General features: G+C 66.2%; 21 protein-coding genes. 19 read left to right on the plus strand and 2 right to left on the minus strand.

Annotated features, from left to right (window positions below):
• The first annotated feature begins 1 nt into the window (after position 1).
• From ACO07H_RS10505 to ACO07H_RS10595, 19 genes are all read left to right on the plus strand, one after another.
• Positions 2-994 carry an XrtA-associated tyrosine autokinase gene (locus tag ACO07H_RS10505; RefSeq protein ID WP_422013808.1) on the plus strand — a complete coding sequence of 331 codons (993 nt, stop codon included), beginning with the start codon at positions 2-4 and terminating at the stop codon, positions 992-994.
• Positions 948-2,528, plus strand: coding sequence for a TIGR03016 family PEP-CTERM system-associated outer membrane protein (locus ACO07H_RS10510; RefSeq protein ID WP_422013810.1), 1,581 nt, complete (start codon positions 948-950; stop codon positions 2,526-2,528). Before ACO07H_RS10505 ends, ACO07H_RS10510 begins: the two co-directional genes overlap by 47 nt.
• Before the next feature lie 83 nt (positions 2,529-2,611).
• Positions 2,612-3,718 (plus strand): XrtA/PEP-CTERM system-associated ATPase, encoded by a 1,107-nt coding sequence (locus ACO07H_RS10515; RefSeq protein WP_422013812.1) that lies wholly within the window; start codon positions 2,612-2,614, stop codon positions 3,716-3,718.
• 13 nt (positions 3,719-3,731) lie between these two features.
• Positions 3,732-4,625 (plus strand): XrtA system polysaccharide deacetylase, encoded by an 894-nt coding sequence (locus ACO07H_RS10520; protein WP_422013814.1) that lies wholly within the window; start codon positions 3,732-3,734, stop codon positions 4,623-4,625.
• 48 nt (positions 4,626-4,673) lie between these two features.
• The gene (locus ACO07H_RS10525; protein ID WP_422018627.1) at positions 4,674-5,675 is read left to right on the plus strand and encodes a FemAB family XrtA/PEP-CTERM system-associated protein; all 1,002 of its coding nucleotides are present in this window, start codon (positions 4,674-4,676) and stop codon (positions 5,673-5,675) included.
• A gap of 84 nt (positions 5,676-5,759) precedes the next feature.
• The gene (locus tag ACO07H_RS10530; protein WP_422013816.1) at positions 5,760-6,953 is read left to right on the plus strand and encodes a TIGR03087 family PEP-CTERM/XrtA system glycosyltransferase; all 1,194 of its coding nucleotides are present in this window, start codon (positions 5,760-5,762) and stop codon (positions 6,951-6,953) included.
• Positions 6,950-8,509 carry an exosortase A gene (xrtA, locus tag ACO07H_RS10535; RefSeq protein ID WP_422013818.1) on the plus strand — a complete coding sequence of 520 codons (1,560 nt, stop codon included), beginning with the start codon at positions 6,950-6,952 and terminating at the stop codon, positions 8,507-8,509. Before ACO07H_RS10530 ends, xrtA begins: the two co-directional genes overlap by 4 nt.
• A gap of 41 nt (positions 8,510-8,550) precedes the next feature.
• The gene (locus ACO07H_RS10540; protein ID WP_422013820.1) at positions 8,551-9,831 is read left to right on the plus strand and encodes a nucleotide sugar dehydrogenase; all 1,281 of its coding nucleotides are present in this window, start codon (positions 8,551-8,553) and stop codon (positions 9,829-9,831) included.
• Between the two features lie 14 nt (positions 9,832-9,845).
• Positions 9,846-10,673 carry a glycosyltransferase family 2 protein gene (locus ACO07H_RS10545; protein WP_422013822.1) on the plus strand — a complete coding sequence of 276 codons (828 nt, stop codon included), beginning with the start codon at positions 9,846-9,848 and terminating at the stop codon, positions 10,671-10,673.
• A complete protein-coding gene (locus ACO07H_RS10550; RefSeq protein ID WP_422013824.1) occupies positions 10,673-11,308 on the plus strand; it encodes a class I SAM-dependent methyltransferase in 636 nt (211 codons plus the stop codon). The genes ACO07H_RS10545 and ACO07H_RS10550 overlap by 1 nt, the downstream gene beginning before the upstream one ends.
• Complete coding sequence (locus ACO07H_RS10555; RefSeq protein WP_422013826.1) at positions 11,305-11,706, plus strand: GtrA family protein; 402 nt, start codon at positions 11,305-11,307, stop codon at positions 11,704-11,706. The genes ACO07H_RS10550 and ACO07H_RS10555 overlap by 4 nt, the downstream gene beginning before the upstream one ends.
• A 13-nt stretch (positions 11,707-11,719) precedes the next feature.
• Positions 11,720-12,658 (plus strand): glycosyltransferase family 2 protein, encoded by a 939-nt coding sequence (locus ACO07H_RS10560; RefSeq protein WP_422013828.1) that lies wholly within the window; start codon positions 11,720-11,722, stop codon positions 12,656-12,658.
• A gap of 29 nt (positions 12,659-12,687) precedes the next feature.
• Positions 12,688-14,238 (plus strand): hypothetical protein, encoded by a 1,551-nt coding sequence (locus ACO07H_RS10565; RefSeq protein ID WP_422013830.1) that lies wholly within the window; start codon positions 12,688-12,690, stop codon positions 14,236-14,238.
• Positions 14,238-15,398 carry a TIGR03088 family PEP-CTERM/XrtA system glycosyltransferase gene (locus ACO07H_RS10570; RefSeq protein WP_422013832.1) on the plus strand — a complete coding sequence of 387 codons (1,161 nt, stop codon included), beginning with the start codon at positions 14,238-14,240 and terminating at the stop codon, positions 15,396-15,398. Before ACO07H_RS10565 ends, ACO07H_RS10570 begins: the two co-directional genes overlap by 1 nt.
• A gap of 126 nt (positions 15,399-15,524) precedes the next feature.
• Positions 15,525-17,444, plus strand: coding sequence for an XrtA/PEP-CTERM system amidotransferase (locus ACO07H_RS10575; RefSeq protein ID WP_422018628.1), 1,920 nt, complete (start codon positions 15,525-15,527; stop codon positions 17,442-17,444).
• Positions 17,441-18,604 carry a glycosyltransferase family 4 protein gene (locus tag ACO07H_RS10580; RefSeq protein WP_422013834.1) on the plus strand — a complete coding sequence of 388 codons (1,164 nt, stop codon included), beginning with the start codon at positions 17,441-17,443 and terminating at the stop codon, positions 18,602-18,604. Before ACO07H_RS10575 ends, ACO07H_RS10580 begins: the two co-directional genes overlap by 4 nt.
• Before the next feature lie 2 nt (positions 18,605-18,606).
• Entirely contained in the window at positions 18,607-19,803 is a 1,197-nt protein-coding gene (locus ACO07H_RS10585; RefSeq protein ID WP_422018629.1) for a glycosyltransferase family 4 protein, read from the plus strand.
• Positions 19,796-21,109 (plus strand): putative O-glycosylation ligase, exosortase A system-associated, encoded by a 1,314-nt coding sequence (locus ACO07H_RS10590; protein ID WP_422013836.1) that lies wholly within the window; start codon positions 19,796-19,798, stop codon positions 21,107-21,109. The genes ACO07H_RS10585 and ACO07H_RS10590 overlap by 8 nt, the downstream gene beginning before the upstream one ends.
• Entirely contained in the window at positions 21,106-22,065 is a 960-nt protein-coding gene (locus tag ACO07H_RS10595; RefSeq protein ID WP_422013838.1) for a polysaccharide deacetylase family protein, read from the plus strand. Before ACO07H_RS10590 ends, ACO07H_RS10595 begins: the two co-directional genes overlap by 4 nt.
• A gap of 120 nt (positions 22,066-22,185) precedes the next feature.
• Here the strand turns inward: ACO07H_RS10595 and ACO07H_RS10600 are convergent, their stop codons facing one another.
• Positions 22,186-23,121, minus strand: a complete 936-nt coding sequence (locus ACO07H_RS10600; RefSeq protein ID WP_422013840.1) for a glycosyltransferase family 2 protein — start codon at positions 23,119-23,121, stop codon at positions 22,186-22,188.
• A 22-nt stretch (positions 23,122-23,143) separates the two neighbouring features.
• Positions 23,144-24,628, minus strand: a complete 1,485-nt coding sequence (locus tag ACO07H_RS10605; RefSeq protein ID WP_422013842.1) for an oligosaccharide flippase family protein — start codon at positions 24,626-24,628, stop codon at positions 23,144-23,146.
• Between the last annotated feature and the right edge of the window lie 2 nt (positions 24,629-24,630).

The following is a 24,630-nucleotide window of genomic DNA, read 5'->3' on the forward strand; positions in this document are numbered from 1 at the left end:
GATGACGAGCCTGATCGAACAAGCAGCCCAGCGACTGGAACAACTGCGTCAAGCCGGCGTTGTCCTGCCGGGCGACGAGCAGACGCTGCCTGGCTCCGCACCAGCGCGCTTGCCTGCGGTCGAAACGCCCGCCCCCTCCTCGACGGCCGTCGCACCGGCCGCAGAGGCGCCGCGCGCCAATGTCGGCATTTCGGTGCTTGACGATGGGTTGAGCCCATCTTCCAAGCGAGTCGAACTGGATGTCGTCGCCCTTGCGGCCCAGGGTTTCCTGATGCCGCACACGCCGCGCTCCCAGACGGGTGACCAATATCGCGTCATCAAGCGGCCGCTGATCAAGAACGCGATGAGCAAAGGTGCCGCGACGATCAACCATGCCAACCTGCTGATGGTGACGAGTGCACTGGCCGGAGAGGGCAAGAGCTTCACGTCCATCAACCTGGCCCTGAGCATTGCGGCGGAACTGGACAACACCGTCATGCTCGTGGATGCGGACGTGGCGCGCCCGTCGGTGCTGCGCATGCTGGGCTTGCCGCAGGGGCCGGGGCTGTTGGACGTGCTCGAAGAGCGCGTTGAGATGGCCGAGGTGCTTTTGCGGACCAACGTCGAGAAGCTCACCATCCTTCCCAGCGGCACACCGCATCCGCGCGCGACCGAATTGCTCGCCAGCGACGCGATGAGCCATCTGCTGGAAGACATGGCCAAACGCTACCCGGATCGCATCATCATCTTCGACTCGCCGCCGCTGCTGCTGACGACGGAGTCCCGCGTGCTGGCGACGCACATGGGGCAGATCGTCATCGTCGTGCACGCCGAAAAGACACCTCAGAGCGCCATTCAGCAAGCGCTGGCGACCATCGAGAATTGCCCGGTGAAGATGATGCTGCTCAATCAGGCCAGTCCCAACGCTGCCGGCGGATACGGCTATGGGCAGGGCTATGGGTACGGTTATGGTTACGGCTATGGCTATGGCAGCAATGACTCGGCTCAGTCCTGAGTCGCGCCATCTGCTCCTGGCCCTTGCCATCTTTGCGGTGGCGGCCCACGCCCAGCAGGACAGCGCTACTGGCGCCGGTCAGTCGGGCGGCTCGTCGATCCGGCCGCGGATCGGCGTCTCTCTGACCTGGACCGACAACCTCAAGCTCAGCGAAACCGAAAAGGATGCAGCGCTGATCACCACGGTATCGCCGGGGCTCAGCATGGTGAGCAACAGCGGCTCCGTGCGTGGCTCCTTGGACTACTCGCTCAACGGCATCGCCTATCTGAAGTCCAGCCAGGGCTCGCAACTGCAGAACTCGCTGACGGCGAACGGCCAGGCCGAGATCATCCCGGGCACTTTCTATGTCGATGCGCAGGCCAACATCGGCCAGCAGAGCCAGTCCGCCTTCGGCCTGCAGGCCACGCCGACGCTGGGATCGCAGGGTGCCGTGGCCACGCTGGGCAACCCCAATCAGCACGAAAGCGGCACGCTCAATGCGTCCCCCTCGCTGCGCGGCCAATTGGGGGGATTCGCCAGCTTCGATCTGCGTGGCAACTTCTCGATCACCGAAGTCCGCGGCAGCAGCCTGGGTGACAGTCGAGGTACGGGCGCAACGCTGCGTGTCGCGCAACTCGCCCCCGGGGCGCTGGGCTGGTACGCAACGGCCAGCACCCAGCGGGTGCGGCCCGACGCAGCGCCATCCAACAGCAGCAGTTCAATGATTGCGGGCCTCAACTACCGGCCGGACCCTGACTGGTCGTTCTCGGGCAATGCGGGTCGTGAACGCAATGATTACCTCAGCGGCGGAGGCAACTCTCAGCAGGGCTTCACGGGCGGTGTTTCCGCCCAGTGGACGCCCACGCCGCGCACCCGCGTGAACGCGGACTGGCAGCGCCACCAGTACGGCAACAGCCACGGCCTGACGCTGGAGCACCGCATGGCCCATGCGGTGGTGAGCTTGTCGGATATGCGCAATGTCATGCTGGGCAATACCGGCGCGACTGGCGGGGTGCGCACCGTCTACGACCTGTACTTCCTGATGTATGCATCCGTGGAGCCTGACCCGATCAAGCGGGACGCGCTGGTGCGCGCGCTGCTGCTGTCGCAGGGCCTGTCACCCGATGCGCCGTTGTCGCTCGGCTTCCTGTCCAGCGGACCGAGTGAATTGCGCAACCAGATGCTCAGCTTTGCATTGCAGGGCGTGCGCACCAATCTGACGGCCACGGTGGCCCGGGCGGTCACCACCCGCCTGGGCGACAACCTGAACCAGGGCGACCTGGCCACCAATGCCCGCATCGAGCAGCGGTCGTACACCTTGTCGGGCAGCTACCAGCTCACGCCCGTGTCCAGCCTGTCGCTGACGGGGTCACGGCAGCAGAGCATCGGTGATCCGGGCACCCCTGGCGCCCAAATCACCAGTCTGGCGCTGAACTGGACCGGCCGTCTCGGCGCCCGCATCAGCTTGCAGCTCGGCTCGCGCCACAGCCGCTTCGAAGGCGTCACGTCCTACGCCGAGAATGCGGTGTACGCCAACCTGACCCAACAGTTCTGACATGAAAAAACCCTCGCGTTCACGCCATTCGCACCTTCGGCAAGGTGCGCGGGTGTGCTTGCGGGCGGCCGGGCCTCACTGACATGTACGAAGCCTTCTACGGCCTGAGCAGCAAGCCCTTCCAGCTCAGCCCGGACCCCAACTTCTACTACGGCAGCAAGCAGCATCGCCGGGCGAAGGCGTACCTGGACTACGGCGTGCTGCGCAACGACGGCTTCATCGTCATCACCGGCGAGATCGGTGCCGGCAAGACGACGCTGCTGCGCGGCCTGCTGGACAGCCTGAACCGCAGCAACGTCGTCATCGGCAACGTCGTGACCACCCAACTGGATGCGGAAGACACCTTGCGCATGGTGGGGGCCGCGTTCGGTGTGCGGGTGAAGGACGCGCCCAAGTCCGAGCTGCTGATGACGCTGGAGGCGTTCTTCGTCAACCAGGTCACCCAGGGCAAGCGCTGCCTGCTGATCGTCGACGAGGCGCAGAACCTGACGGCGCGCGCGGTCGAGGAACTGCGCATGCTGTCCAACTTCCAGTTCAGCAACCAGTCGCTGCTGCAGACCTTTCTCGTCGGCCAGCCCGAGTTCCGCGGCATCCTGCAGCGGCCCGAGATGGAGCAGTTCCGTCAGCGCGTCGCAGCCACTTGCCACATCGGCCCGATGGACGAGGACGAGACGCAACGCTACATGGAGCACCGCCTGAAGTGCGCGGGTTCCACCGGCAAGCCCACCTTCGACCACGACGCCTTCCCGGCCATCCACAAGGCCAGCAACGGCATCCCGCGACGCATCAACCGGCTGTGCGACCGCCTGCTGCTGCTGGGTTTCATGCAAGGCCGTACGCACCTGACGCTGGCCGATGTGAAGGAAGTGCTGCGCGACATCGCTCAAGAGAGCGAAACGCCCAGGCACAGCGATGTCAGCCCGCTGGACAGCGTGCCGGCCAGGCTGCCTGACAGCCGGCCCGGCGCCCTCGACGGCGCAGCCAGCGTGCCGGGCTCGCTGGATATCGCGAAGCTGAAGATGAGCGTCGCCGACGTCGACGGGCTGTCGTCCGAGATCGCGGCGCTCAGTGCCGACCACCAGACGGACCGCCTGCAGCGCCTGGAGCGCAGCATGATGCGGCTGGAGCGCATCAACCTGCAGACGCTGGCGCTGCTGCAGAAGCTCGTCGACGCTGTCAAGCAGCATTGATATCGAGGTTGCCATGTTGATGCCCACCAAGACTCCCGCCCTGCGCAATGCCATGAGCATCGACGTGGAGGACTACTTCCAGGTCTCGGCCTTTGCGCCCTACATCCGCCGCGATGACTGGGAAGGCCTTGAGTGCCGCGTGGAGCGCAACATCGAGCGCATCCTGGCGCTGCTGGCCGAGAAGCAGGTCAGGGCGACGTTCTTCACGCTGGGCTGGATTGCCCAGCGCTACCCGCAGATCGTCAAGGCCATCGTCGCCGGCGGCCATGAGCTGGCCAGCCACGGCCATGGCCATGAGCGTGCCAGCGACTTGAGTCCCGCGGCCTTCCTGCAGGACATCAGCAGCGCCAAGAAGCTGCTGGAAGATCTCGGCGGCGTGCCCGTCGTCGGCTACCGCGCGCCGAGCTTTTCCATCGGCAAACGCAACCTGTGGGCCTTCGACGTGCTGCGCGACGCCGGCTACCGCTACTCCAGCAGCGTCTATCCCATCGCCCACGACCACTACGGCATGCCGGACTCGCCGCGCTTTGCCTACCCGGTGCGCGACGGCCTGCTGGAGATCCCGGTGACGACGTTGCGCATGGGCTCGCGCAACCTGCCCAGCAGCGGCGGCGGCTACTTCCGGCTGCTGCCGTACGCGCTGTCGCGCTGGATGATCCGCCGCGTCAACGAGATCGACGGTGAACCCGCGGTCTTCTACTTCCACCCCTGGGAGATCGACGCCGGGCAGCCACGCGTTGCCGGCATCGATGCCAAGACGCGCTTTCGCCACTACGTCAACATCCCGCGCACGCATGGCCGCATCGCGCGGCTGCTGGAAGACTTCCGCTGGGGACGCATGGACGAGATCTTCCTGGGCCGCGAGGCCAGCCCGCGTGCTTCGGCACCCTCGCTGAGCCGGGCCTGAATGAGCTCTCCCCTCCGCATTGCGCGCCTGGCCGCGCAAGACCAGGCCTTGTCCGCGCGCTGGGACGCATTCGTCTTCGCCCATCCACAGGCCACGTTCTTCCACCGCAGCGGTTGGCTGCGCGTCATCGAGAAGAGCTTTGGTCACCGCGGCTTCTTCCTCTACGCCGAGCGTGACGGCGTCATCGAGGGCGTGCTGCCGCTCGCCGAGGTCAAGAGCCGGCTGTTCGGCCATGCCGTGACCAGCCTCCCGTTCGCCGTCTACGGCGGCGTCGCGGCGCTGAACGACGAGGCCGCGGCGGCGCTCGAAGCCGAAGCCGAGAAGATCGCCCGAGGGCAGGGCGCCGAGCACCTCGAATACCGCAACCTCGGCGTCACGCGCCATGCCGACTGGCCGCGGCAGGACCTCTACGTGACCTTTCGCAAGGCCATCCTGCCCGACGAGGAGGCCAACATGCTGGCCATCCCGCGCAAGCAGCGGGCGATGGTGCGCAAGGGGATCAAGAACGAACTCAAGGCCGAGGTCGATGCCAGCGTCGAGCGCTTCTTCGACCTGTATGCGGACAACGTGCATCGCCATGGCACGCCGGCCATGCCGAAGAAGTACTTTCAGGCACTGCTGGACGAGTTCGGCCCGGATGCCGAGGTGCTGACCGTCACGGCCCCCGACGGCCGGCCGCTGTCCGCCGTGCTGAGCTTCTACTTCCGCGACGAGGTGCTGCCCTACTACGCAGGCGACGACGAGGCCGCGCGCGACCTCGCCGCCAACGACTTCAAGTACTGGGAGCTGATGCGCCGGGCCTGCGCGCGTGGCCTCAAGGTCTTCGACTACGGCCGCAGCAAGCATGGCACCGGCTCGTTCTCGTTCAAGAAGAACTGGGGCTTCGAGCCGCAGCCGCTGTCCTACGAGTACCGGCTGTTCAAGCGCGAGGCGATTCCGCAGAACAACCCGAACAACCCGAAGTACCAGTTGCTGATCAAGGCCTGGCGCAGGCTGCCCATCGGCGTCGCGAACTGGCTCGGGCCCTTCATCGTGAAGAACCTGGGCTGAGATGAGCATGCGGCCACGTGCACGTCACGCATTGCACCCGGAGGGCGCGCAGCCGCGTTATCCGACGGCCGGGCGGCGCTGACCTTGAAGATCCTCTTCCTGGTCCATCGCCTGCCTTACCCGCCCAACAAGGGCGACAAGGTGCGCTCCTACCATGTGCTCAAGCACCTGGCGGCGCGGCACGAGGTCCATCTCGGCACCTTCATCGACGACCCCGACGACGAGCAGCACCTGCCCCGCGTTCGCGAGATGTGCGCCAGCCTGCACGCCGCGCGACTGAACCCACGTACCGCCAAGCTGTTGAGCCTGCGCGGCCTGCTGACCGGCGAAGCGCTGAGCCTGCCCTACTACCGCGACGCCGGCCTGCAGGCCTGGGTGGACGGCACGGCGGCACGCGTCGGCTTCGATGCCATCGTCGTGTTCAGCGGCGTGATGGCGCAATACACGCGAGGCCTGGCCGGCGTGAAGACGCTGGTGGACTTCGTCGACGTCGACTCCGCCAAGTGGCGCGACTACGCGCCCGAGCATGCCTGGCCGATGTCCTGGCTGTACCGCCGCGAGTTCGCCAGGCTGCTGGGCTTCGAGCAGCGCGTGGCCGAGGCCGCCGACTGCAGCTTCTTCGTCACCGACAACGAGGTCGCGTTGTTCCGCGAGCTCAGCCCCGGCCGCACCCTGCGTCTGGCGCCTTTGGGCAACGGTGTCGATGCCGACTTCTTCACGCCGGACGCATCCCGGGCCACGCCGTTCGTGGCCGATGAGCTGCCGCTGGTGTTTACTGGTGCGATGGACTATTGGCCCAACGTCGATGCGGTGACCTGGTTCGCCAGCGACATCCTGCCGGCGCTGCGCGAACGCTTTCCGGCATTGCGTTTACACATCGTCGGCCGCAGCCCGGCGCCGGCCGTGCAGGCGCTGGCGGGCGAGGCCGTCAACGTGACCGGCACCGTGCCGGACGTGCGCCCCTACCTTCAGCACGCCGCGGCCGTCGTCGCGCCGCTGCGGCTGGCGCGCGGCATCCAGAACAAGGTACTGGAGGCCATGGCCATGGCGCGGCCGGTGGTGGCCGCCGGCAGCTGCGTGCGCGCCATCACGGCGGACGTCGGGGTCGGGCTACTGCCGGCCGACACCGAGAGCGAGTATGTCGAACGTGTCGGCACGCTGCTGGCCGACCCGGCAGCCGCCGACGCCGCGGGTCGCGCTGCGCGCGAATTCGTGCTGGACGCCTACAGCTGGGACGCGCACCTGGCCGGGCTGGACCGCCACCTGGAGGCCGCATGATCCACCTGCCCAAGCCCTGGCGACTGCCGCTGCTGGGCCTGGTCCTGTCGTGGGTGTTTCTCACGGCGCTGTACTTCTCGACCGGCGCGGCCATGGTCGAGATCTGGAACCGCTCGGAGACCTTTGCCCACGCCTGGGTCGTGCCGCCCATCTCGACCTGGCTGGTCTGGCGCCGCCGTGCTGAACTCGCGTCCGTCACGCCGCAGCCCGCGCCTGTGTGGCTGCTGTGGCTGCTGCCGCTGGGCGTGCTCTGGCTGCTGGGTGACCTGGCTGCCGCCAACGCGGCGACGCAGTTCGCACTGGTGGGCATGGGCGTGACCCTGGTGCCGGCTTTCATTGGCAAGCAGGCCGCCGGCCGCATCGCCTTCCCGCTGGGGTTCCTGTTCTTCGCCGTGCCCTTCGGCGACTTCCTGACGCCCTGGCTGATGGAGCGCACGGCGGACTTCACGGTCGTCGCGCTGCGCGCCACCGGTGTACCGGTGTTCCGCGAGGGGCTGGAGTTCGTCATCCCGACGGGAAGTTGGTCCGTCGTGCAGGCCTGCAGCGGCATCCGCTACCTGATGGCCTCGGTGATGGTGGGCACGCTGTTCGCGTACCTGAACTACCGCGGCAACCGCAAGCGCTGGGCCTTCGTCGGGGTGGCGATCGTCACGCCGCTGGTGGCCAACTGGCTGCGCGCCTACATGATCGTCATGCTGGGGCACCTGTCCGGCAACAAGCTCGCCGTGGGGGTGGACCACATCATCTACGGCTGGGTGTTCTTCGGCCTCATCATGCTGGCGATGTTCATGATCGGGGCGCGCTGGTCGGACCCTGATCCCGAGCCCGTGTTGGCGTCGCCAGGCGAAGCCCGTCCGGCCGCCTCGCGCAGCCGACTTGCCATGGTGACCGTGGCGGCCATGCTGCTGTTGGTGCAGCCGATCGGCTTGCGCGTCCAGGCGATGCAGGCCGGGCCGCACGGCAAGCCGGAGCTGACGGCACCGTCATTGCCTGGCTTGACCTGGTCTGCCGAGCCCTTGAGCAGTTGGAAGCCCAATTTCAAGAATGCGGCGGCGTCGCTGCATGGGCGCTTTGAGCCTGCCGCAGCGAGTAGTGCTCCTGTCGGCGTCTTCATCGGGTACTACCGGGACCAGCGCTACGGTCGCCAACTGGTCACGTCGACCAACCAGCTGGTGGGCGGTGAGGAAGCCAAGGACTGGTCGCAAACGTCCGCGGGCCGCACCGAAGTTGATGGGCAGGCATGGCGCACTGCCGAGCTGCGCGGCCAGGCGCTCAACCAGGTCAGCGGTGGTGGCGCCACGGCGCCGCGTCTGCGTGTCTGGCACATCTACTGGATCAACGGCAAGCCGTTCACCAGCGACTGGCAGGCCAAGCTCTACGGCGCCTGGCAGGGCATGCTCGGTCAGGGTGACGATGCCGCCGTTGTCGTCATCTATGCCGACAAGGCGGCTGCGGGCTCGGACGACGAGCTCTTGCGCGGCTTCCTTGACGCGCACTGGGTCTCGCTGGACATCGCTCTGCGGGTCATTCGGGACCGCAACCCACACGCCGGGTGACAATCTTTCTTTCCAAAAATCACATCCAAGAGAAACGATTCATGAACACGCTCGCAGTCATCGGCCTCGGCTACGTGGGCCTGCCCCTGGTGGTGGAATTCGGCAAACAGGTCCGCACCATCGGTTTCGACATCGCCACCCACAAGGTTGAAGCGTGCCGCAACGGCACCGACCCCAGCCGCGAGCTGACCGACGAAGAGGTCAGGGCCGCCAAGCACGCCGTCTACACCGACGATCCGACCCTGCTGTCTGAAGCTGATGTCATCATCGTCGCCGTGCCCACGCCGGTGGACGAGGCCCACATCCCCGACTTCCGCCCGCTGATCGGCTCCTCCACGAGCGTGGGCCGCCACATGAAGAAGGGCGCCATCGTCGTCTACGAGAGCACGGTCTACCCCGGCGCGACCGAGGAGGTCTGCATCCCGGTGCTGGAGCGCGAGTCCGGCATGAAGTGGAAGCAGGACTTCTTCGTCGGCTACAGCCCCGAGCGCATCAACCCGGGCGACAAGGAACACACGCTGACCAAGATCCTGAAGATCGTCTCCGGGGACACTCCCGAGACGCTGGAGAAGGTCGCCCAGGTCTACGAGAAGATCATCCTGCCCGGCGTTCACCGCGCGTCCAGCATCAAGACCGCCGAGGCGGCCAAGGTCATCGAGAACACGCAGCGCGACCTCAACATCGCGCTGATGAACGAGTTGTCCATCATCTTCGACAAACTGGGCATCGACACCTCCGAGGTGCTGGAAGCCGCCGGCACGAAATGGAACTTCCTGAAGTTCAAGCCGGGCCTGGTGGGCGGCCATTGCATCGGCGTGGACCCCTACTACCTGACCCACAAGGCCGACATGCTGGGCTACCACCCGCAGGTCATCCTGGCGGGGCGGCGCATCAACGACGGCATGGGCAAGTTCATCGCCGAGCAGACCATCAAGCAGATGATCGCCAGCGGCAGCCCGATCAAGGGCGCGCGAGTCAACGTGCTGGGGCTGACCTTCAAGGAGAACTGCGGCGACCTGCGCAACTCCAAGGTCATCGACATCATCAACGAGCTCAAGACCTATGGCGTCGAGATCTTCGTGACCGACGCGCAGGCCGAGGTTGAAGAAGCCATGCACGAGTACGGCGTGCGCCTGATGACGTGGGACGACCTGCCGCAAGCCGACGCCATCGTGGCCGCCGTCTCGCACCGCGAGTACGCCAGCCTGTCGATGGAGGACATCGGCAGGAAGCTCGTCAAGGGCGGTGCGTTCATCGACGTGAAGGCAGCGTTCGATGCCAAGGCGCTGGCGGGCGCGGGCTACAGCGTGTGGCGGTTGTAAGTCGCGAGTCGGCCGTGTCGGCGCAGCCGCTGGTCTCGATCTGCATTCCGACCTACAAGGGCGGCGCCTATCTGGCCGCGGCCATCGACTCGGTGCTGTCGCAGACCCTGACGGATTTCGAACTCGTCGTCGTGGACGACAACTCGCCCGATGACACGGCGGATATCGTTGCGGGATTCGACGATGCACGGCTGGTCTACGAACGCAATCCTGCCAACCTGGGCCCCCAGGGAAACTGGAACCGTTGCCTGCAACTTGCGCGGGGCCGCTACTTCAAACTCCTGCCGCACGATGACCTGCTGATGCCAGCCTGCCTTGAACAGCAGGTTGCCATTCTTGAGGCCGACGCTCGCCATGAACTGGCCCTCGTGTTCGGTGCCCGGGACGTGATCGGCCCGGATGGGCGTGTGCTGACCTCCAGGCATTACGGGAGCGCGGGCAGCCAACGGCTGACGGCGCAGGCGGTGCGCGCGCAATGCGCTCGTCGCGGCACCAATGTGCTTGGCGAGCCAGGCAGCGTGATGTTCCGTCGCGAGCTGGCTCGGCGCATTGGGCCATTCGACGCGCGCCATCCCTACGTCATCGACATGGACTACTGGTTGCGTCTGCTCGATCACGGCGATGCCTATTACTGCGATCAAATACTCTCGGCCTTCCGTGTCTCGCGCGAGCAGTGGAGTGTGCGGCTGGGGCAGCAGCAGGCAGACGATTTTCGTCAGTGCATGCGGCAGCATCTTGACCGCACCGGTTCTCGCCTCCATCCCCTGGATCGTGGCATCGGCTGGGTCACGCCGGTGCTCAACAACTGGGGCCGACGCCTCTTCTATCGGTTTTATCTGTGATGAATAACGTCGCACCCGCGCCCTCCGAGGGCTTCGGCGAAGTCTACGCAGAAGAACAGTTGCGCCGCAGCCGCCACCCGCTGCGGCGCTTCATCAAGGGCTTCTACTTGCGCAGCGTCCTTGAACATGTGCAAGGGCCGACGATCGATTTTGGTTGTGGCGCCGGACAGCTGCTGGAGCGACTACCGCCCGGTTCCACCGGCCTGGAACTCAATCCCTTCCTCATCCGGAACCTGACCGGTCGTGGCCTGGACGCCCGGGCGTCCACCGCCGACGAGGCCGCTTTTGATCTGCAAAGCCTGGAGCCCGGACGCTACCGTACGCTGGTGATCTCGCACGTGCTCGAGCATTTGCCGGATCCGACCGCCATGTTTGGTCGTCTGCTGCGCGCCTGCCGCCGTCTGGGCCTGCAGCGTGTCATCGTGATCGTGCCTGGAGCCAAGGGCTATGCATCGGATGCCACACACCGGTGCTTCATCGACTGGAACTACGCCCAGAGCCATGGCTGGCAGCAACTCGAAGGCTTCCAGCTCAGCCGCCGGCGCTTCTTCCCCTGGCCTCAAGAGACGGGAGGCAACTGGTTTGTCTACAACGAGATGCAAATGGTCTTTGACGACATGACGCCGTTGCGATGACGGTGATGAAAGGCATTTTCCGCCTGGAGTTGCTGCGGTTCATCCTGGTGGGTTGTGTCAACACGGCGTTCAGCTATTCGCTGTATGCCTTGTTTCTATGGTGCGGACTTCATTTCGCGTCCGCGAACCTTCTCGCCTTCGTCATCAGCCTGTTGTTCAGTTTCTGGATGCAGGGCCGCTGGGTGTTCAGGCATCTCGCCTGGCAACGCCTGTGGCGATTCGTGCTGGCATGGTGCGCCATCTATCTTGTCAACATCGGATTGATTGCGCTCATTATTTCTGCAGGGCTTACCCCCTATGAAGCGGGTGCCTTGGCATTGGTGCCAGTCACGCTGATGTCTTATGTCATACAAAAGCTGATAGTGTTCCGTCGATCAGAAATTCAGCGCTCTATTTGACAGGAAAGTACAGATGGGTATTCGACTGAGCATTGTGGTGCCTTGCTACAACGAAGAGGCAGTGCTTCCCGAGACGGCCCGTCGTTTGCGGCTGCTGCTGGATCGCATCTACGCCAGCGGGTTGATCACGGGCGACAGCGCGGTGTATTTCGTCGACGACGGCAGTCGCGATGCCACCTGGACCACCATCACCACGCTCAATGGCCAGGATCCGCGCCTGCGGGGTATCAAGCTGTCACGCAATCAAGGCCATCAGGCCGCGTTGCTGGCGGGTCTGTTGACGGTCGAGGGGGATGCCGTCGTCAGCATCGATGCGGATCTGCAGGACGACATCAGCGTGATCGAGGCCATGGTGAAAGAGCATGTCGCCGGTGCCGAGGTCGTCTATGGCGTCCGTGATTCGAGAGCGACCGACACGGCTTTCAAGCGTCGGACAGCGTTGTTGTACTACCAGTTGATGCGGCGCTTTGGCGTGGAACTGGTGCACAACCATGCGGACTTTCGCTTGCTGAGTCGCAGGGCCGTCGAGGCCCTGCGGCAGTATGGCGAAGTCAATATTTTTCTGCGCGGCATCATCCCGATGATCGGCTATCGCGCGGCCACGGTGAAATACGACAGGGCCGAGCGATTTGCCGGCGTTTCAAAATATCCCCTGCGCAAGATGCTCGCCTTCGCTTTGGAAGGCGTCACGTCGTTGAGCGTGGTGCCTTTGAGAATCATCACGCTGCTGGGGTTCCTGGTGTCGATGTTCAGTTTCTTCATGATCATCTTCGTCCTCTATGGGACCCTGGTTGTGAAGGCTGTCATTCCCGGCTGGGCTTCATCGGTGGTGCCGATCTACTTTCTGGGCGGTATCCAGCTGCTCGCGATCGGCATCCTCGGTGAGTACATCGGCAAGATCTATCTCGAATCCAAGGCCAGGCCCAGGTTCTTCATCGAGTCCACCTTGTGACTGCCGTGTTCGCGCTTCGGTCAGAAGACGTGAACTGGCGCCGCCTGGGCATCTGCGCCGCCATCGCGTTGATGACGCTGCTGGCGTTGGCGCTGGCTGTTCGCAACGAACTCGGTGACCGCCTTGATCTCCCGCTCCAGTGGGACGAACTGTTCTTCTTGACCTGCACGGCACGCGAGCAGGTGGAGGGCGGCATGCCATGGGCAGGGTGTCATGACAACAAGGGCCCGCTGATCTATGTGTTGTATGCCCTGCTGCTGAATCCGGAGCAGCTTTATGACATGGCGCGGCTGAAGTACGCCGCGTTCGGCTTCAGCGCAGCGATCCTGGCGGCCGGCAGCGCTCTTGCGTGGCGCGCAGGCGGTCGCTGGGCGGCCTTCATCTTCCTTTCTTTGCTTGGCTTGCATTGGGCATCGTCGCCGGTGTTGATGGCATTGAAGACCGAACAACTCGGCATGTTGCTGATGCTGCTTGGGCTTGTCGTGCTGCCGACCCTGATCGGGGCATCAGGGCGCGACAGGCCGCTGTTGGCTGGCGTGCTGTTCGGGCTGTCCTTGTTGGCCAAGCAGGTGTTCGTCATTCCGCTGGTCGTGTTGGTGATCGGGCTTTGGGCAACGGCGGCAGCGCAACGCGTCAAGCTGAGCGTGTGGATGCTGGCAGGTGTCTGCCTGCCTTTTGTGTTCAGCCTGGCCTATTTCTGGCAAGCCGGCCGGCTCGAGGATCATCTGGCCAGCCTGGTGTTGCACGTCACGATGTACGCCAGCCCTGACCCGGCCACGTTCATCCAGCGGTGGTCCTGGCGCTTCGGTGGCTTGGCCGTCGCGCTGACAAGTTATCCCGTGTTCGGCTCATTGCTGGCGCTGCTCGCCGCAGGGCTTGCGCTGCGCTGGCGCTGGATGTGCAGCCTGGCCCCTGCGGGGCTGCTGTTCCTGGTGCTGGGCCTGTTGCTGATCGGGCTGTTGACGCCGATGCTGATGGCTCAACATTTGGCCCCCTTTTTCGTGGAGTCGGCCGTGCTCGCGGGAGTGGTCGCAGGCCGCTACCTCACCGAGCACGGCACCACGCCCGCGGCCGATGCGCTCGGCATGGGCTGGGCGATCTGCGGCTTGGCCGTCGTGCTCACGGTCTGGTTCGGCCCCGCCGGACGGGCGGAGACGGGCCGGGCGTTCTACCGCTTCGAGAAACTGCCCGCCGCACAGACCCGCTACGCTTACGTGGCCGGCATATGGCCTGAGCTGTTTGTGACCAATGGGTTGTTGCCGGCGTCCGACGTCATGTATCCCACCGCCTTGCCGGGAGCGCCCAATTCGTGGTTCTTCACGCGGCCCGATCCGGCCACGCTCAAAGGGCGGATCGCGATCAAGAACTTTGAACGCAACGCGATATCGCTGATGGCAGACTTCAAGCGGACGCCGCCGTCTTACATCTATGTGTCGAACGACATGGCCCGCTCCCCGGGCCAGGCCAGGCCGACGGACATCCCGGTGCTGGCCGACTACATCGACAGCCACTGCAGCTATTTGCGGGAGATCGTTGGCGTCAAGCAGCATGCGGGTGTGATCTACCGTTGCCATCCCTGATGCCGACAGACGTTGCTGGCTCGTCCGCGGACAACCGTCCCCTGGTCGTTCACCTGTTGCACCGCTTCGATACCGGCGGGCTGGAGAACGGTGTCGTCAACCTCATCAACCACCTGCCGGCCTTCCGGCATGCGGTGGTGGCGGTCACCGAGATCACCGCGTTCAAGGAGCGCGTGCAGGCACCGGGCACGCAGTTCATCGCGCTCCACAAGCCGCCGGGGCAGGGCTTCTGGCTTTACCCGCGCGTCTACCGGCTGTTGCGCGAACTGCGCCCGGCCGTCGTGCACACGCGCAACCTCGGTGCGATGGAATTCCAGCTGCCCGCCTGGGCCGCGCGCGTGCCGCTGCGGGTGCACAGCGAGCATGGCTGGGAAGTGAGCGACCTCGGCGGTATCAACCGTGCCAACCAACGTCTGCGCCGGCTCTATGGCCCTGGCGTGCATCGTTTCGTGGCCTTGTCCCGGGCCATCGAGACCTACCTGACCGGCCCCGTCGGCTTCGCGGGCGAGCGCGTGACGCGCATCTGCAATGGCGTGGACACGCAGCGGTTCACGCCTTCCGCCAGCGCGCCCGCCGCATGGCCCTATCGCCGGGGCGAGCATCTGGTGATCGGCGCCGTCGGTCGCATGCAGGCGGTGAAGGATCCGCTCAACCTCGTCGACGCCTTCCTGCGCCTGCGCGAGCACTGCCCGGCCGACTGGCCGAGGCTGCGGCTGGTGATGCTGGGCGGCGGCCCGCTGCTGGACGTCGCGCGGGCCCGGCTGGCGCAGGGCGGCGCCGACGGGCAGGCCTGGCTGCCGGGTGACCGCAGCGATGTGGCCGCCTTGCTGCCCCACTTCGACATCTTCGCGCTGCCCTCGCAGGCCGAGGGCATCAGCAACACGCTGCTGGAGGCCATGGCCTGCGGCTGTGCGCCGGTGGCGACCGATGTGGGTGGCAATCCGGAACTGGTGGATGACCGCGCCAATGGCCTGCTCGTGCCCGCGCAGGACGATTCGGCGCTCACGAATGCCTTGGCGCTGCTGGTGCATGACACGGACTTGCGCACACGACTGGCTGCCGCATCGCTGGCACGGGCGCGCGAGCAGTTCAGTCTGGCGGGGATGGTCCAGGCCTACGGGCGTCTGTATGGCAGCCACCTCCCCCGGACAGGGGGATAGGCGTGCGGCACGTCACGCCCGGCCAGCAGAACGCCGGGCGGCGTCGCCAAGCTCGGTAAGAATCCGCCTTTGCCCGCGCTGCATCGGCGCGGCTTCTCCATCGATTGGTTGAACCAGGTCCAACCCATGTGCGGCATCACCGGTCTGTTCGATACCCGCGGCCAACGCCTCCCCGAGCGCGAGCGCCTGCACCGGATGAACGAGTCCCAGCACCACCGCGGGCCGGACGAGGGTGACCTGCACATCGAGCCCGGCGTGGGCTTCGGCCACCGGCGGCTGTCGGTCATCGACATCGCGACCGGCCAGCAGCCCATCTTCAACGACGACAAGTCGGTGGCCCTGGTCTTCAACGGCGAGGTCTACAACTACCTGGAGCTGATGGACGAGTTGCGCGGCCACGGCTACGTGTTCCGCACCAAGAGCGACTCCGAGGCCATCGTGCGCGCGTGGGAGCACTGGGGCGAGGACTGTGTGCATCACCTGCGCGGCATGTTCGCCTTCATGATCCACGACCGAAAGCGCGACTGCCTGTTCATGGCCCGCGACCGCCTGGGCGTGAAGCCGCTGCACTACGCGCTGACCGAGGACGGCTGGCTGCTGTTCGGCTCCGAGCTGAAAAGCCTGATGGCCCACGGCGGCCTGCGCCAGGAGATCGACCCGCGCGCCGTCGAGGCCTATTTCGCGCTGGGCTACGTGCCCGACCCGGCCACCATCTACAAGCACGCCAAGAAGCTCGCGCCCGGGCATCGACTGCTCGTCAGGCGCGGCCAGGCGCTGGGCACGCCGCAGCGCTACTGGGACGTCAACTTCACGCTGGACGCGAAGATCGGCGAGGACGAGGCCGCCGAGGAACTGCGGCGGCGCCTCTCGGAGGCGGTCAAGCTGCGCTTGAAGGCCGAGGTGCCGCTCGGTGCCTTCCTGTCCGGCGGCGTGGATTCCAGCGCCGTCGTGGCCGCCATGGCGCAACTGGATGACCAGCCGGTCAACACCTGCTCCATCGGCTTCGACGACCCCAAGTTCAACGAGACGCAGTTCGCGCAGCAGGTGGCGGACCGCTACCGCACCAACCATCGCGTCGAGACGGTCAGCAGTGACGATTTCGGCCTCGTGGACCTGCTGGCCCACCTGTACGACGAGCCCTATGCGGACTCGTCCGCCATCCCGACCTACCGCGTCTGCGAACTGGCGCGCAAGCATGTGACGGTGGCGCTGTCCGGGGACGGCGGCGACGAGAGCCTGGGCGGCTACCGCCGCTACAAGATGCACATGATGGAAGAGCGCATGCGCAGCGCCTTCCCCTTGGCGCTGCGCCGCGGTGTGTTCGGCCCGCTGGCCAGGCTGTACCCCAAGGCCGACTGGGCGCCGCGCGTGTTCCGCGCCAAGACCACCTTCCAGGCCATCGCGCGCAACTCGGTCGACGCCTACTTCAACACCATGGGTCTGGTGCGCGACCCGATGCGCACGGTGCTCTTCAGCGAGGGTTTCAAGCGGGACCTGCAGGGCTGGCACGCCAGCGAGATCTTCCACGAGCACGCGCAGCGTGCGAACACGGACGACCCGCTGGCGCTGATCCAGTACCTGGACATCCACACCTACCTGCCCGGCGACATCAACACCAAGGTGGACCGCGCCAGCATGGCGCACAGCCTGGAGGTGCGCGAGCCGCTGATGGACCACAAGCTGGTCGAATGGGTGGCGACACTGCCGTCCGCGCTGAAGCTGCGCGGCCAGGAGGGCAAGTACATCTTCAAGAAGGCACTGGAGCCCATGCTGCCGCACGACGTGCTGTACCGGCCCAAGATGGGCTTCTCGGTGCCGCTGGCGCGCTGGCTGCGCGGCCCGTTGCGCGAACAGACCCGCCAGGCGCTGCAGAACGGCGCCCTGGCGCAGACCGGCTGGTTCAATGCCGGCGTCATCGCACGCCTGCTCGACCAGCACGAGCGCGGCCAGCTCGACCACTCGCAGCCGTTGTGGGTGCTGCTGATGTTCGACGCCTTCCTGCGCAACGCCGGCCTCGGCCAGGCTCGGGTGAGCGCGGCTGCATGAGAGTGCTCTACCACCACCGCACCGCGTCCAAGGACGGCCAGGCGGTCCATATCGAAGAGATGATCACGGCGCTGCGCGAGCAGGGCCACGAGGTGCGTGTCGTCGCGCCCGGTGGCAGCGACGAGCCCAGCGGCCAGATGGGCGCCGAGGTCGGCTGGGTGGCGCGGTTGCGTGCACGCCTGCCCAAGGCCGCCTACGAACTGCTGGAGCTGGCCTACACCCTCGTGGCCTACCGGCGCCTTGCGGCGGCGGCGCGCGAGTTCAAGCCCGACGTCATCTACGAGCGCTACAACCTCTTCCTGCTGGCGGGGCTGATGCTGAAGCGCCGCACGGGGCTGCCGTTGCTGCTGGAGGTGAATGCGCCGCTGGCGGAGGAGCGCGGCAAGTTCGGCGGCCTGGGCCTGCCGCGGCTGGCGCGCTGGGCGGAGGCCAAGGCCTGGCGCGGTGCCGACTTCGTGCTGCCCGTCACCGACGTGCTGGCTGACCACGTGCGCGCCGTGGGCGTGCCGGACGAGCGCATCGTTGTCGTGCCCAACGGCATCAACGAGGCGCACTTCGCCGCCGCGCCGGACGCTGCCGCCGCCAAGGCTGGCCTGGGCTGGCCGGATGCGCTGGTGCTGGGCTTCACCGGTTTCGTGCGCGACTGGCACGGCATGGATCGCGTCATCCGCTGGATGGCCGGCGGTGATGCGCCGGCCAACGCCCGTCTTCTCATCGTTGGCGATGGCCCGGCGCGGCCCGACCTGGAGCAACTGGCTGCCGAGCTGCAACTGGGCGACCGGGTGCGCTTCACCGGGGTCATCCACCGCGACCGCGTGCCGGCCCTGGTGGCCGCCTTCGATGTCGCGCTGCAGCCCGCCGTCGTGGCCTACGCGTCGCCGCTCAAGCTCATCGAGTACCTCGCGCTGGGCAAGGCCATCGTGGCGCCCAACCAGCCCAACATCGCCGAGGTGCTGGACGATGGCGTCAATGCGCTGCTGTTCGAACCCGACGACGTGACGGGGCTGGAGCGCTCCCTGGCCCGTCTGGCCCACGAGCCCGCGCTGCGCCAGCGGCTGGGGCAGGGCGCCCACGACACCATCGCCCGGCTGCAGCTGACCTGGGCCGGCAACGCCCGCAAGGCAGTCGGCCTGGCGGCCCGTGCCGGAGCGCCCGCGTGACGTTGCGCATCCTGACGTTCTCGACGCTGTTCCCCAGCAGCGTGCGGCCCACGCACGGCATCTTCGTGGAGACGCGGCTGCGCGAGCTGCTCAAGAGCGGCCAGGTCGAGTCCCGCGTCGTCGCGCCGGTGCCCTGGTTCCCGTCGACGGCGCCGCGCTGGGGTGAGTACGCCAAGTTCGCCGCGACGCCGGTTCGCGAGCAGCGCAACGGCCTGGACGTGCAGCATCCGCGCTACCTGCTGCTGCCCAAGGTCGGCATGACTTCCGCACCGTTGACGATGGCGCTGGGCGCGCGATCGGCCGTGCAGAGACTTCTCGACGAGGGCTTCGACTTCGACCTCATCGACGCCCATTACTACTATCCCGATGGCGTGGCTGCCGCATTGCTGGCCCAGTGGTTCGACAGGCCGCTGACCATCACCGCCCGAGGCACCGACCTGAACCTGATCCCGCAGCACAGGCTGCCCAGACGCATGATCGAGTGGGCCGCCGCGCGCGCCGCCGGCTCCATCGGCGTCTGCGCCGCGCTGATGGGCGTGCTGCGCAACTGGGGTCACGACCCAGCCAAGCTGCACACCCTGCGCAATGGCGTGGATCTGGAGCGCTTCCGGCCGTTGCCGCAGGCAGCGGTGCGCACCGAGCTGGGCATTGGCGGCGAGCCGTTGCTGCTGTCGGTGGGTCATCTGATTGAGCGCAAGGGTCATCACATTGCCATCGAGGCGCTGGCCCTGCTCGTCGCGCAGCGGCCGGGCGCCCGCCTCGTCGTCGTCGGCGAGGGCGAAGAGCGCGCCGCGCTGACGGCGTTGGCGGCGCGCCTGGGCGTGGCCGACCAGGTTCGCTTCACGGGCGCGCTGCCCAACACCGAGCTGCTGAAGTGGTACAGCGCCGCCGATGTGCTGCTGCTGTGCTCCAGCCGCGAAGGCTGGGCCAACGTCCTGCTGGAATCCATGGCCTGCGGCACCCCCGTCGTCGCGACTGACATCTGGGGCACGCCCGAGGTCGTCCAGGGGGCGGCTGCGGGCCGCCTGGTGCCCAGCCGGGACGGCCCCGCTTTTGCTGCCGCCGTGACGGCCCTGCTCGCCGCAGGCGTTGATCGCTCAGCCACCCGCCGCTATGCCGAGGGCTTCGGATGGCAAGCGACGACGGATGGGCAACTGGCCTTGTTCAACGACATCAAGGCCAGGACACAGCATGCGTGACCTCACACTGCTCGTCATCATCGGCTGGTGCTTCCTGCAGGCGTTCCGCCGTCCCTGGGTCGGCATCATGTGCTGGACCTGGCTCAGCATCATGAATCCGCACCAGCTCTCCTGGTCGCTGCGCACCATGCCTTTCGCGGCGGCGATCGGCGGCGCGACGCTCATCGGGCTGTTCATCACGCAGGACAAGCGCGACTACTCGCTCAATCGCGAGAACACGACGCTCATCCTGTTCATGGTCTGGATGTGCATCACGCTGCCCTTCTCGATGCTCTTTGCCGAGAGTTTCGAGCTGTGGAAGCGCGTCATGAAGATCGACTTGATGATCCTCGTGGCTGCCGTGCTGCTGCACAGCAAGCGCCACATGATGCTGTTGACCTGGATCCTGGTCATCTCCATCGGTTTTTATGGCGTCAAGGGCGGCGCGTTCACCCTCGCCACAGGTGGCAACTACCGGGTGTGGGGCCCCGACGACACTTACGTCAACGGCAACAACGAGATTGCGCTGGCCATCGTGATGGTCATTCCGTTGATGCGCTTTCTGCAGATGCAGTTGCAGGCCAGGTGGGCGAAGACGGCAATGACTGTCTGCATGATGTTGATGGCCGCCGCAGCGCTGGGCAGCCATTCGCGCGGCGCTTTGCTTGCCATCGGGGCAATGGCCCTGGTGCTGTGGTGGCGGGGCAAGAACAAGTTCGGCATGGCGATTGGCATGCTCGTGGTTGGTGCGGCGCTGCTGTCGCTGATGCCCGCCGAATGGTGGGAGCGCATGAACACCATCAAGACCTACCAGGAAGATGCATCCGCCCTCGGGCGCATCAATGCATGGTGGATGGCCTGGAATCTCGCCAAGGCGAACTTCTTTGGCGGCGGCTTCATGATCTGGACCGGCTCGATCTTCGCCATCTATGCCCCTGACCCGCTGGACCCGCATGCGTCGCACAGCATCTACTTCATGGTGCTCGGCGAGCAGGGCTTCATCGGTCTGTTCTTGTTCCTGACGCTCTTCGGGTTCGTCTGGGGGTCGGCGGGACAGCTTCGGACCCGCGCGGCCAACAAGCCAGAGACCCAATGGATTTCCGACCTCGGTGGCATGCTGCAGGTGAGCCTGGTTGGCTACGCGGTGGGTGGCGCGTTCCTCAGCCTGGCCTACTGGGACTTGCCGTACAACCTCATGGTGCTGGCCGTCGTGGGCCGGCGCTGGCTGAGCAGAAAGGCTTGGCTGACGGAGCGGCCGGAGCCCGTGATCGTGCTGCCCAACTTCTTGCAGCATTGGCTCAAATCCATGAAGCGGCGGGCATCATGAAACCCCTGTTCAGCCTGCTGTCGCCGGCCGGTGCGCGCGCGCGCCTGACCGTGCTGATCTTCCACCGCGTGCTGCGCGAGCCGGACCCGCTGTTCCCAGACGAAGTCGACGCGGCCCGTTTCGACGAGCTGCTGGGCTGGGCGAAATCCTGGTTCAACGTGCTGCCGCTGGACACTGCGATCCGCCAGCTGCACGAGGGCAACCTGCCCGCGCGTGCAGCGGCGCTGAGCTTCGATGACGGCTACGCCGACAACCATGACGTCGCGCTGCCGCTGCTGCAAAAGCACGGCTTGCCGTGCAGCTTCTTCGTCGCCACCGGCTTCCTCGACGGCGGCCGCATGTGGAACGACACGCTGATCGAGGCGGTGCGTCTCAGCACGCTGCCGACGCTGGATCTGCGCGGCTTGAGCGATGGCGAAGGTGAGGACCTCGGCCTGCACACGCTTGGCGACACCGGCAACCGCCGCGCGGCGCTGAGCCGGCTCATCGAGCGGGTGAAGTACCTGCCACCCGAGCCTCGGCTGGCCTGCGTGGACGCCATCGCGGCGCGTGCCGAAGTGAATCCGCCGGGCGACCTGATGATGACCAGCGAGCAGGTCAAGGCGCTGCACCGCGCCGGCATGCAGGTCGGCGCGCACACCGTCAGTCACCCCATCCTCGCCACGCTGGACGCGAACCGCGCCGCCGACGAGATCGCTCGCAGCCGGGACATGCTGCAGTCGCTGCTGGGCGCGACCGTGGGTCTGTTCGCCTATCCCAACGGCAAGCCTGGCACCGACTACCTGCCCGACGTGCATCCGGCCCTCGTGCGCGAGCTCGGATTCGACGCCGCCGTGTCGACGCGCTGGGCGGCGGCGCGCCGCGCGGACGACGTGTTCCAGATTCCGCGCTTCACACCCTGGGATCGTGCAGGGCTGAAGTTCGGGTTGAGGCTGGTGCGCAACTTGTTCAACTGACCCCGCGGGGCCGCAGGCCGCAACCGGCGCGCGCCGAGCCGGTTGACGCGCACCGCGACCTGGGCCACGCCAGGCAGGATGAGCCTGCCGCCGTGGGTGAACCGGAACCTGCGTCAGCGGTCAGTGGCCGATCAGCAGCTTGGCGCCGGCCAGTGCCGACTTGCCCCGCAGACCGAGCCTGAAGGCACGTCCGTACAGCGCCAGCGCCTGCCGCATGTCTGTGCGCCGATAGGCGTAGCCGGCGTGGAAGTTCGCCATGGCGCAGGCCTTGCGAATTGCATCGCGATGCGGGCTGTCTGCTGGCGCAATGCTCAGTAGCGTGTCGAAGACCTTGGCGTTCCAGCCGGCCTTGTCCGGCGCCAAGCTCATGGATGCGCTGTGCACGAAGTACTTGGCGGCCAGCGTCGGGTTGTAGACGATGTGCAGGTCGCCGCCCAATGAAGCTTCCAGGCTGAAGAGCCAGTCCGCGCTCTTCTTCAGCGTGCCGCGGAAGCCGTACCGTTGCAGCAAGGCGCGGCTGAAGAGGGTGTTGGCGCCGTTGAAGTAGATCTGCCCATCGAGGACGGCGCGAAAGAGGTCGCCCGTGAGGTGCTGTTCGTTGCCGACCTGGCTCACCCGACGCAGGCAGGCCGGTGACAGCACGGGCTTGTCGACCGGCGGGTGGTCAGGCTCAGAGACGTGCAGTGCAGTCAGGTAGAGGTCCACATGCTGGCCTTGCAGCGCTGCAAGGGAGGCAAGCGCCCGGGCATAGAAGTCCGCTTCGACGCCATCGTCGTCGTCCAGGAAGTGAATGAACTGGCCGCGAGACTGGGTCAGGCCGAAGTTCCTGCAATTGAACAAGCCACGGTCGCCATCGTTCTCGGCTATGCGCACGCCAGGCAGATGCTGGGTTGCCTCTTGGAGAAAGGCCCGGGTGCCGTCGGTGCAGTGGTCCAACGCATACAGCAGTTCGAGGCCGGCCTGCAGTTGTGGCTTCAGGGCCTCGAGGTGCGTGCGCACGAAGTCCAGCCGGTTGTGCGTGCAGCAGACGATGGAGATCAGCGGTTCTGGCGTCATGCGAGCATCTTCATGCAGGGATTCAGGATCGGCGGCGTACGCGCCGGAGCAGGGTCCGCAGCGCAGCCACGGCGCGGAGATAGACAGGGTCGCTGGCCACGGGATGGCCCCACCAGCGCAGCGCCAGCAGCCAAAGTGGGGGCACTGCGGCTGCAGTTCCCAGGAACAACGCCAAGGGCATCGGCTGCTGTCGCCCCCAACCCCAGGCCAGGGAGACTGCAAGCGCCGGCACCAAGCAGGTCGCCGTGACGGCCAGGCTGCGCAGCGTGACCTCGCGCATCCCGCGCAGGTCGATGGGCACGCAGCGATGCTTGTAGTACAGAAACACCAGCGGAGACACGGCGTAGGCCGCCAGGAAGGCGATCGAGACGTACATGAGGTCGCGTGACAGCAAGGCCGTGGCCACCACCACCAGAACCCGCATGCCGGCGTAGATGATGTCCGCTGCCGCCGCCAATTCCACGCGGCCTGCGGCGATGAGCAACGTCGGGATCAGCGTGTTGACGGACAGAAAGGCGCCCGCAACGGCGAAGACGCCGACCATGGGCAGGGCTGCATCCCATTGCGGGCCGGCAAGCAGACGCAGACTCTCCAGCGGGAAGAGACCGACAAAGCCGTAGTAGGGCAGGCTGCAGGCGAGGACTGCCGCATAGCTGTGCAGGAACAGTGGCTCCAGGGGGTGCCCCTCCCGGTGCGCCTTGGCGAAGGCCGGGAGGGCAACGTTTCGCGCGGCCTGCATCAGGTCGCGCTGCCACATGTTCATCAAGCCCATGGCCCGGCTGAGCAGCGCGACGGGCGCCAAGCCGAGCAGCCGGCCGATGACGAGGTCGTTGATGTCCACGGCAACAGTGGTCACGACAGCGGCTGCGGTGCCTGAACGGCCGAAATGCATGAGTTCCCGCCAATGGCGCCATCGCGGCCGGTGCGGCCTTTGATCCGCAGGCAGGCCGTTCCAGCAGATGGCCGCGATCACCAGGTTCGTGGCCACGCTGCCCCATGCCAGGCTGGCCGGACCCGTGCCATGGAAGGCCAGGCCGAGCGTCGCGATGAAGCCGAAGACGCCGCCCGCGACGCTGCTGTGCAGCAAGCTGTCAAAGCGCAAGGCGCGTCGCAGCAGCGACTGTCCGATCGAGCACAGCGGCAGCAGCAGGAAGTTGAGCGCTGCGACGCGCAGCACGTTGCTGACCTCGGCGTCGCCATAGAAATCCGCTGCCCAGGGGCTGGCAACCCAGGATGCGATGAAGGCCATGAGCCCCAGGCCCAGCGACACGCCGAGGGCGCTGTCCAGGCGCTCCTGGGTCAAGTCCTTTGTTTGGATGAGATAGTTGCCGATGCCGAATTCGCGCAGCACCTGCAAGATGCCGATGAGCGCGGCGGCCACAGAGTACAGACCGATCTCGTGCGGCGTCAGCAGCCGGGCGATGATGACGTACGAGATGAGGTTCAGTGCGATGAGTGCAAAGCGCTCGATGACACTGAGACCCAGAGCGCGGCGGACGCTGGTCATGG

This window comes from Roseateles sp. (genome assembly GCF_965229315.1).
In the GTDB taxonomy this organism is placed as follows: Bacteria; Pseudomonadota; Gammaproteobacteria; order Burkholderiales; family Burkholderiaceae_C; genus Pelomonas.

Bases quoted from the DNA above. Each gene is read 5' to 3' on its own strand.
- ACO07H_RS10505 (WP_422013808.1), top strand. From the start codon at position 2: ATGACGAGCCTGATCGAACAAGCAGCCCAGCGACTGGAACAACTGCGT.
- ACO07H_RS10550 (WP_422013824.1), top strand. From the start codon at position 10,673: ATGAATAACGTCGCACCCGCGCCCTCCGAGGGCTTCGGCGAAGTCTAC.
- ACO07H_RS10600 (WP_422013840.1), bottom strand. From the start codon at position 23,121: ATGACGCCAGAACCGCTGATCTCCATCGTCTGCTGCACGCACAACCGG.
- ACO07H_RS10580 (WP_422013834.1), top strand. From the start codon at position 17,441: ATGAGAGTGCTCTACCACCACCGCACCGCGTCCAAGGACGGCCAGGCG.
- xrtA (WP_422013818.1), top strand. From the start codon at position 6,950: ATGATCCACCTGCCCAAGCCCTGGCGACTGCCGCTGCTGGGCCTGGTC.
- ACO07H_RS10595 (WP_422013838.1), top strand. From the start codon at position 21,106: ATGAAACCCCTGTTCAGCCTGCTGTCGCCGGCCGGTGCGCGCGCGCGC.
- ACO07H_RS10540 (WP_422013820.1), top strand. From the start codon at position 8,551: ATGAACACGCTCGCAGTCATCGGCCTCGGCTACGTGGGCCTGCCCCTG.
- ACO07H_RS10575 (WP_422018628.1), top strand. From the start codon at position 15,525: ATGTGCGGCATCACCGGTCTGTTCGATACCCGCGGCCAACGCCTCCCC.
- ACO07H_RS10520 (WP_422013814.1), top strand. From the start codon at position 3,732: ATGTTGATGCCCACCAAGACTCCCGCCCTGCGCAATGCCATGAGCATC.
- ACO07H_RS10605 (WP_422013842.1), bottom strand. From the start codon at position 24,628: ATGACCAGCGTCCGCCGCGCTCTGGGTCTCAGTGTCATCGAGCGCTTT.
- ACO07H_RS10570 (WP_422013832.1), top strand. From the start codon at position 14,238: ATGCCGACAGACGTTGCTGGCTCGTCCGCGGACAACCGTCCCCTGGTC.
- ACO07H_RS10555 (WP_422013826.1), top strand. From the start codon at position 11,305: ATGACGGTGATGAAAGGCATTTTCCGCCTGGAGTTGCTGCGGTTCATC.
- ACO07H_RS10515 (WP_422013812.1), top strand. From the start codon at position 2,612: ATGTACGAAGCCTTCTACGGCCTGAGCAGCAAGCCCTTCCAGCTCAGC.
- ACO07H_RS10560 (WP_422013828.1), top strand. From the start codon at position 11,720: ATGGGTATTCGACTGAGCATTGTGGTGCCTTGCTACAACGAAGAGGCA.
- ACO07H_RS10510 (WP_422013810.1), top strand. From the start codon at position 948: ATGGTTACGGCTATGGCTATGGCAGCAATGACTCGGCTCAGTCCTGAG.
- ACO07H_RS10590 (WP_422013836.1), top strand. From the start codon at position 19,796: ATGCGTGACCTCACACTGCTCGTCATCATCGGCTGGTGCTTCCTGCAG.